10 protein-coding genes and 1 pseudogene are annotated in these 6,781 nt (G+C 52.9%); 8 read left to right on the plus strand and 3 right to left on the minus strand.

Annotation, left to right across the window (positions count from 1 at the left end):
- A pseudogene (locus CBG25_RS17565) lies at nucleotides 1-442 on the minus strand (hypothetical protein); the annotation flags it as partial.
- Nucleotides 443-576: 134 nt separating this feature from the next.
- Between CBG25_RS17565 and CBG25_RS17570 the strand changes: the two are divergent.
- The 4 genes from CBG25_RS17570 to CBG25_RS17585 are packed head-to-tail and all read left to right on the plus strand — an operon-like array spanning nucleotide 577 to nucleotide 2,512.
- Nucleotides 577-930 (plus strand): putative holin, encoded by a 354-nt coding sequence (locus tag CBG25_RS17570; protein WP_290608283.1) that lies wholly within the window; start codon nucleotides 577-579, stop codon nucleotides 928-930.
- 2 nt (nucleotides 931-932) lie between these two features.
- Nucleotides 933-1,571: a transglycosylase SLT domain-containing protein gene (locus CBG25_RS17575; protein WP_290608285.1), complete on the plus strand. Its 639-nt coding sequence runs from the start codon at nucleotides 933-935 to the stop codon at nucleotides 1,569-1,571.
- The gene (locus tag CBG25_RS17580) at nucleotides 1,564-2,148 is read left to right on the plus strand and encodes a hypothetical protein (RefSeq protein WP_290608286.1); all 585 of its coding nucleotides are present in this window, start codon (nucleotides 1,564-1,566) and stop codon (nucleotides 2,146-2,148) included. The genes CBG25_RS17575 and CBG25_RS17580 overlap by 8 nt, the downstream gene beginning before the upstream one ends.
- A 34-nt stretch (nucleotides 2,149-2,182) precedes the next feature.
- Nucleotides 2,183-2,512, plus strand: a complete 330-nt coding sequence (locus CBG25_RS17585) for a hypothetical protein (protein ID WP_290608288.1) — start codon at nucleotides 2,183-2,185, stop codon at nucleotides 2,510-2,512.
- Here the strand turns inward: CBG25_RS17585 and CBG25_RS17590 are convergent.
- A complete protein-coding gene (locus CBG25_RS17590; RefSeq protein ID WP_290608289.1) occupies nucleotides 2,507-3,466 on the minus strand; it encodes an IS110 family transposase in 960 nt (319 codons plus the stop codon). The genes CBG25_RS17585 and CBG25_RS17590 overlap by 6 nt on opposite strands.
- A gap of 250 nt (nucleotides 3,467-3,716) precedes the next feature.
- Here CBG25_RS17590 and CBG25_RS17595 point away from each other — a divergent pair, with 250 nt between their 5' ends.
- From CBG25_RS17595 to CBG25_RS17610, 4 genes are read left to right on the plus strand one after another with little or no spacing between them, the layout of a single operon-like run.
- Nucleotides 3,717-4,028 carry a hypothetical protein gene (locus CBG25_RS17595; RefSeq protein ID WP_280624571.1) on the plus strand — a complete coding sequence of 104 codons (312 nt, stop codon included), beginning with the start codon at nucleotides 3,717-3,719 and terminating at the stop codon, nucleotides 4,026-4,028.
- 2 nt (nucleotides 4,029-4,030) lie between these two features.
- Nucleotides 4,031-4,585: a DUF3486 family protein gene (locus CBG25_RS17600; RefSeq protein WP_290608290.1), complete on the plus strand. Its 555-nt coding sequence runs from the start codon at nucleotides 4,031-4,033 to the stop codon at nucleotides 4,583-4,585.
- Nucleotides 4,582-5,898: a terminase family protein gene (locus CBG25_RS17605; RefSeq protein WP_290608291.1), complete on the plus strand. Its 1,317-nt coding sequence runs from the start codon at nucleotides 4,582-4,584 to the stop codon at nucleotides 5,896-5,898. The genes CBG25_RS17600 and CBG25_RS17605 overlap by 4 nt, the downstream gene beginning before the upstream one ends.
- Nucleotides 5,898-6,488, plus strand: coding sequence for a DUF935 family protein (locus tag CBG25_RS17610; protein ID WP_290608293.1), 591 nt, complete (start codon nucleotides 5,898-5,900; stop codon nucleotides 6,486-6,488). Before CBG25_RS17605 ends, CBG25_RS17610 begins: the two co-directional genes overlap by 1 nt.
- Before the next feature lie 12 nt (nucleotides 6,489-6,500).
- Here the strand turns inward: CBG25_RS17610 and CBG25_RS17615 are convergent.
- Nucleotides 6,501-6,781: transposase family protein (locus CBG25_RS17615; RefSeq protein WP_290603775.1), on the minus strand; the 281-nt coding region annotated here is incomplete at its 5' end.

Below are 6,781 nucleotides of genomic sequence, written 5' to 3' on the forward strand. Positions count from 1 at the left end.
CATCCAAAATCTCTGTGACAATAAATGCCCTACGTTCACCAATTTGCTTGAGATAATCGCAAAGGGAAACAGAACCCTCCAAGATAGGTAGATTTTGCGCTTTGACAAACTTACGTTTGGTGTGAGAAGGCGATTCCAGTTTGCGAGTAAATACGGTCATAAAAGATCTGCGTTTAAAACGAATAAAGCAAATTTTAATCGATAACATGAGCTTTTGCGACAGCCTCTCTACTTGAAAGCTGGTACCGAGAGGCCCTGACTTACCTCCAGGATTCAGTTTCGCCGCAATAAGATCTGCTGCTATCACTAGCAACGCCGCCCAATCAGATTCATCGGCGATGTATATGTCGTTATTTGTGCATCGCTGAAACGCATCATAAAATGTTTCATCTTTGCGTTTCGTGAAAAACCAGGTACCCTCTTCGCGTTCATGCCAACTCATATTCATCTCCTTCGTTTTACTGTTGAATGTCTGCTATCTTGCTTTTTACATTTTACCAAGCCTTTTAAAGGACTTTAAAAGCGTTTAGCGCCCTACCTTGTCACACTGTCTGTCTGATAGTTAGGGAGACAATGATGAAAATCCGAAAAAAATTGACCTTGCCCTCCTTTAAAACCCCGCGCCTGGGCGGCTGGTTGCTCACGGCTGCCGGTCTGTTGCTGGTGATTGGCCTGGTCTCGCCGCAACAATTGCCGGTAGTGCTCTATAAGCTTGCCTTGATTACCTTGGCGGCGGTAGTGGGTTACTGGCTTGACCGTTCGCTGTTCCCCAAAGCCCGCCCCGGACAATACCTGCACCATGACCACCCTGAGGTGGCACAAGGCAGACATCCAGTACGTGGCGGTTGTCATCAGGTCTTTGCCGCCGCGCAGCTGCGTCGGGCGCTGATTGTGGCGGCAGTGTGTCTGAGTGTGGCAATGGGGTTATGACCATGAACCGCTATCAACACCCACAGGGCGACCCCAGATGGCTGTTATTCCTTTTGCTGATAGTGCTCCTTGGTGGCGCGCTTGATGCCGATGCGGCGCGTCCCCCACAAGCGGCGCTAGCATATCGGGCTGACCTGATACGCAATGCCGGGCTGGTGTGGGGCCTTAATGCCCCGGTGGCGGATTTTGCCGCCCAGATTGAGCACGAAAGTGGCTGGCAGCCGGATATTACCAATCGCATCGGGGCGCAGGGGCTGGGGCAGTTTATGCCTGCGACCACGGCATGGATTGGGGAGGTAATGCCGGCACTGGCAGCCAAAGCGCCGCTCAATCCCGGCTGGAGCCTGCGGGCGGTGGTGAGTTTCGATAACTGGCTATGGCAACGGTTGTCGGCGGTGAATCACTGTGAACGTATGGCGATGACGCTCTCGGCCTACAACGGTGGCCTGGGCTGGGTGCAGCGTGACCGCCGCCTGGCGAAACAGCAGGGGTTCGATGGTGGTCGCTGGTTTGACAGCATTGAACGGGTGAATGCCGGACGTGGCGCAAGTGCCTGGCGCGAGAATCGCCATTATCCCCGCCGCATTTTAAAAAGCCTGGCACCGCGTTACCTGACCTGGGGAGGGGCAAGCTGTGTTTAGTACAGTCAGCCTGAAAACCCTCGGCGGGGTGCTGGTGATGGCCCTGCTGTCGGGCATCTGGTGGCACGGCTACAAGCAAGGCGCAGCTAGCTCAACCGAACGTTGCGCGGCGACAATCATTCAGCTGCGCGAGGCGTTTGCCCAACAGGAAAAACAGCGCGCCGAGCAGGCCGCGCAAAGCCTGCAAGCGCTACAACAGCGTTTTACCCATCAGGTAAAGGCAGCGAATCAGGCCGAACAGCACTACCTGAATCGCATTGCACAGCTTCGTGACAAAACCCAACACTTAACTAGGCGGATAGATGACGTACCCCACATTGGCAGGATGAAAAAGGCCAGGCTCATGCTGTGGCCTGCGTATTTACTCGTGGCTTCGTGCAGCACTACAACGCCGCCCTCGGGCTGTCAGACGTTAACGGTTCAGGCATTGCCACCGCTGCCGGCGGCACTGGCAACACGACCCGGTCAGCTGAGACCCCTGGCGAGCGACACCGACCGAGTGCGGTCACCCAGCGCGATGTCCTCGCCAATATCATCGACAACGGCCAACAGTGCCAGGTCTGGCGGGCACAGGTAAATGGATTGCTGAATTACATCGAAGGACTAAAACCATGACATTACAAGTCGATTTCTGGGTACTGGTCAGCTATCTGTTTGGGCTGGCAGGCTTTCTCGCGGGGTTGGCCCGCTGGTTTATCCGGGAGACCGAAAAGCGTCAGGCCGAGCGGTTTGCGTCACTGGAACGTTTGATGCGCGACGCGTCCGATAAAGGCTCACGCCTTGAGCGCGAGGTACTGGAATTCAAAGTAGAGGTGCCGGAACGTTATGTCCGGCGCGACGAATTTATTCATTATCAGCAGGTGGTGGAGTCACGGCTTGACGCGATTTACCAGAAGCTGGAAACCATACAACTGCGTCAGATACCGTCTTGTTCATCATGATGCAAGAGCTATATTTTCATCGAAGGGTATGCCCGATTTTAAGACACCATAAGCTAATTGGAGTAATTTTCGCATTGCCGCACAGATACCTACTTTACCTCCTTTGTGGCGTGATACGAGCCGCTGCCACTGTGCTTTTATTATCGGGTTACAGGAAATAGCAGCTAAAGCGGGCATGTATAATGCTTTTCTGAGCTCCGGATGACCTCGTTTTGATAGGCGACTACGTCCTTTAAATAAACCAGATTCTTGCAGTTTTGGGTTAAGGCCAGCATAGGCTACGACTTCTTTGCTGTTGCTAAATTTTGACATATTACCGATATAAGCCAGTAAACTCGCACTCAATATTTCACCAATTCCAGGTATGCTTTCCAGCAACACTTTGTTTTTCTTTAAATCAGGATCGCTGTCAATATGATTTCTTATTTTTTCTTTTGTGGTCTGCATTTGCTGTTTTAGTGCATCAATGATTTCCATCAGCGAGGACTCAACGATAGCATCAGCCACGGACTGTCGGTTTTCATGCATTCGCTTCACTTCCTCTAAGTTATTTAGCTGGCGCACCAGTGCGGTTAATTGACGTTCACTCAATGAAGGAGGAGTCCAGAGACTTGGCGTATGCAGGGCGCAATAGCGCGCTATCATTTTTGCATCTCCTTTATCCGTTTTATTCCGACTCAGTTCACTTTCACCAAATGCATGAATACGTGATGGGTTTTCTATGCTAACATCAATGCCATTATCAACCAGAAACGTAGCCAATGGAAAACTATAAACCCCTGTCGCTTCGAGACAAATATGACAATCTCCGTAAACAGACAACCACTTTAGCAACTGGGCAAATCCAGATGAAGTATTTGGAAACACCTTTGTTTTGTATTTTTTTCTCTCAACCCATACTGCAACATCGAATTTTAATTTAGCAACCTCAATACCCACTGAGGTTTTGATCATGGTAGATTCTCCCATCAAAAACAGATAATTAAATATATCGTCCTAACCTTCCTTATAAATACGTGCTCTTAGCACAAGATACCGTTCAGTCTTGAAGACGATGATGAATATATCACCAGGGTTTAATCTGAGGCACAAGCTCTAAGCTTAAGGCGGCGTACAAACTCACCGGTAACATCCCAATGATCAGTTGGGGATCATTCACCTTTGAAAGCCAATGATCAAGATATAAGGTGGCAGGAGGATAAGGATGATAGAGACCGAACAGGCGCGCCGAGAAGGGTTGCGCTGGGTGTTACTGCAGGTGGTCAACAAGGCAAGGCCGTATCCGGCCAATGACCGGCTACTGTGGGATGTGGGCCATTCGCTCTACCCGGATATGACCATGCTGGAGCTGCAAAAAGAGTTGCTGTTCCTTGAGGGCTTAAGTCTGGTTCGCCTGACCCGACCGCCCGCACGTTCATGGACCGCCACGCTGACGCCGGAAGGGGTCAATCTGGTGGAATACGTCACCGACGATATCCCCGGCATTGCCCGCCCGGCGAAGTACTGGAGGGAATAAACATGGCCCAGAGAAGCAAGGTAGAAACTCTGCCATCCTCAGTGCGTGAATGGCTCGACCGGGCACTGACCGAGCGTAATTTTAGTGGCTACAGGGAACTGGAAGCCTTGCTGCATGAGAAGGGTTATCGCATCGGTCGGGCACAAATTTCCCGTTACGGTCAGAAGGTACAACGCCGCTTTGCTGCTATCCGTGAAGCTACCGAGATGGCGCGTATCATTACCGAAGGGGCGGAAGATGACCAGGACAAACGCTCGGAGGCGATTATCGCTACCATTCAGGCCGATATCCTGACCGCGCTGATTGATGTGCGCGAGGCCAGTGATGAGGATATGCTCCCCGCAGAGCGTGCCTCGCTACTGGCCAAGGTCGGTAAAAGCATTGCTACCTTGACCCACTCGTCGGTCAGTCTCAAACGTTACCAGACCGAAGTGCGGGAAAAAATCGCGGCGCGCCTCGATGCGCTGGAGCTGGAGGCGACGCAACAAGGTAAGGGACATGTCAGTCTGGAGACCCTAAAGCGGGTGCGCGAAGAAATTTACGGGATTATCACATGAGCAAAAACGGCTTACTCTACCCGTATCAGAACCGCTGGCTGCTGGATACCGCGCGGTTCAAGATTGGTTGCTTTGCCCGCCAGACCGGCAAGACCTTTACCACCACACTGGAAATTGTCGATGACTGTTTTGCGCTGGAAGCCCTCGGCGGGTCGGCGCGTTGGGTGATTTTATCGCGCGGCGAGCGCCAGGCCAAAGAGGCAATGGAAGAAGGGGTGAAAAAGCATTGTCAGGCGTACGGTCTGGCTATCCGTGAAATCGAAGGCAGCGTCAAAGGCCCGGGCAACGAACGTTACACGATGCTAGAGGCGGTGCTGCCCGGCGGCTCACGCATTACCGCACTCCCCGCCAACCCCGATACGGCGCGTGGCTTTGCGGCCAATGTATTTCTCGATGAATTTGCCTTTCATGCCGACAGCCGCAAAATCTGGTCGGCGCTGTTTCCGGTGATATCGAACGGCTACAAGCTGCGCGTGACCTCTACCCCTAATGGCGAGGGCAACAAGTTTTATGAGCTGATGACCGACCCGTCGCTCGATACGGTCTGGTCGCGTCATGTGGTCGATATTCACCAGGCAGTGAAAGACGGCCTGCCCCGCGATGTTACTGCCCTCAAACAGGCACTCAATGATGACGATGCCTGGGCGCAGGAGTTTGAACTGCAATGGCTGGATGAAGCCTCTGCCTGGCTCTCCTATGACCTGATTGATGGCGTTGAACACCCGCAGGCGGGCAAGCCTGAGCACTATCAGGGTGGCCCCTGTTTTGTCGGGGTCGATATCGGTCTGCGCCATGACCTGTTTGTGATTTGGGTGATTGAACAGGTCGGCGATGTGTATTGGACGCGCGACATCATTACCCGCAAACGCGCCCCCTTTGCCGAGCAGGATGCACTGCTCGATACGGTCTTTGCCCACTACCGGGTGCTGCGCTGCTGCATGGACCAGACCGGCATGGGGGAGAAGCCTGTGGAAGATGCGAAGCGCCGTCATGGCAGCACCCGTGTTGAAGGGGTGTTATTCACATCGGCCAACAAGTTGACGCTGGCCACGCGTGGTAAAGAAGTGTTTGAAGACCGGCGTCTGCGACTGCCACAGGGTGATGGCGCACTGCGGGCCGATTTGCATAAACTGAAAAAAGTGATGAGTCCGACCGGGGCACCGCGTTTTGTCGCCGACAGTGATGCTGCAGGGCATGCTGACCGTGCCTGGGCACTGTTTTTGGCACTCAATGCCGCGGATAAGCCTGGCGGCCCTGTGCGCGCTTACTCCTGTTGCCCACGTCAGGCATCCTCATTGCTGGAGGGATATTGATGATTATCGATAAAAAAGCGTTATTCAGTGACATCGCCACCCGGGCGCGCAGTCCCGCGGGTCTGGGTCAGCTGTTTGGCCATTTACCGAATCCCGACCCGATATTGCGCGCGCGGGGTCAGGCGATTGGCGTTTACCGCCAGTTGCGCGCTGAACCCCTGGTCGGCAGCAGTATCCGGCGGCGTAAATCGGCGGTCAAATGCCTGGAGCGCGGACTGGAGGCGGGACAAGCGCCTGCCCAGGTGGTGCGTTTTATTGAACAGACCCTGGCACAGTGGGATATGAACCGCATCATCGGCGAGCTGCTGGATGCGGCCTTTTTTGGCTATCAACCGGCGGAGCTGACCTGGGCAAAAGACGGACGGCATCTACTGGTGACCGATGTGGTGGGCAAGCCGCCGGAGTGGTTTACCTTTGATACTGAGAATCGCCTGCGCTTTCAGGCCCAGCATTCGGGACTCGCGGGTGAGTTATTGCCCCCACGCAAATTTGTAGTGGCGACGCAAGACGCTACCTTTGATAACCCTTACGGCTTTGCTGACCTGTCACTAAGCGTGTTGCTTAATAGTGAAATAAGGGTGTTTCGGTGATTGAAGTAAATTTTACGCTGTTCTGAGATGGAAATTCCAAAGACCTGCGCTAAGGAGTAAGAAGGTATCATCAATAAAGGGTCTACGATTCCGTAAAATTTGGGTCATGCAACCGAGGCGCTTGATACCCGCGATGGCGTGTTCAACTGTAATACGGATGCCCGAGATTATTTTATTTTCTTGTTTTTGTTCAGGCGATAAAGGTCTTTTTCGAGTTCCTTTTTTTGGGATTTGTGTATTAGGATGCTGTTTATCTATACCTTGAAAACCGGTATCTGCCCAGATGGTTACCT

This window comes from Arsenophonus sp. ENCA (genome assembly GCF_002287155.1).
Classification (GTDB): domain Bacteria; phylum Pseudomonadota; class Gammaproteobacteria; order Enterobacterales; family Enterobacteriaceae; genus Arsenophonus; species Arsenophonus nilaparvatae.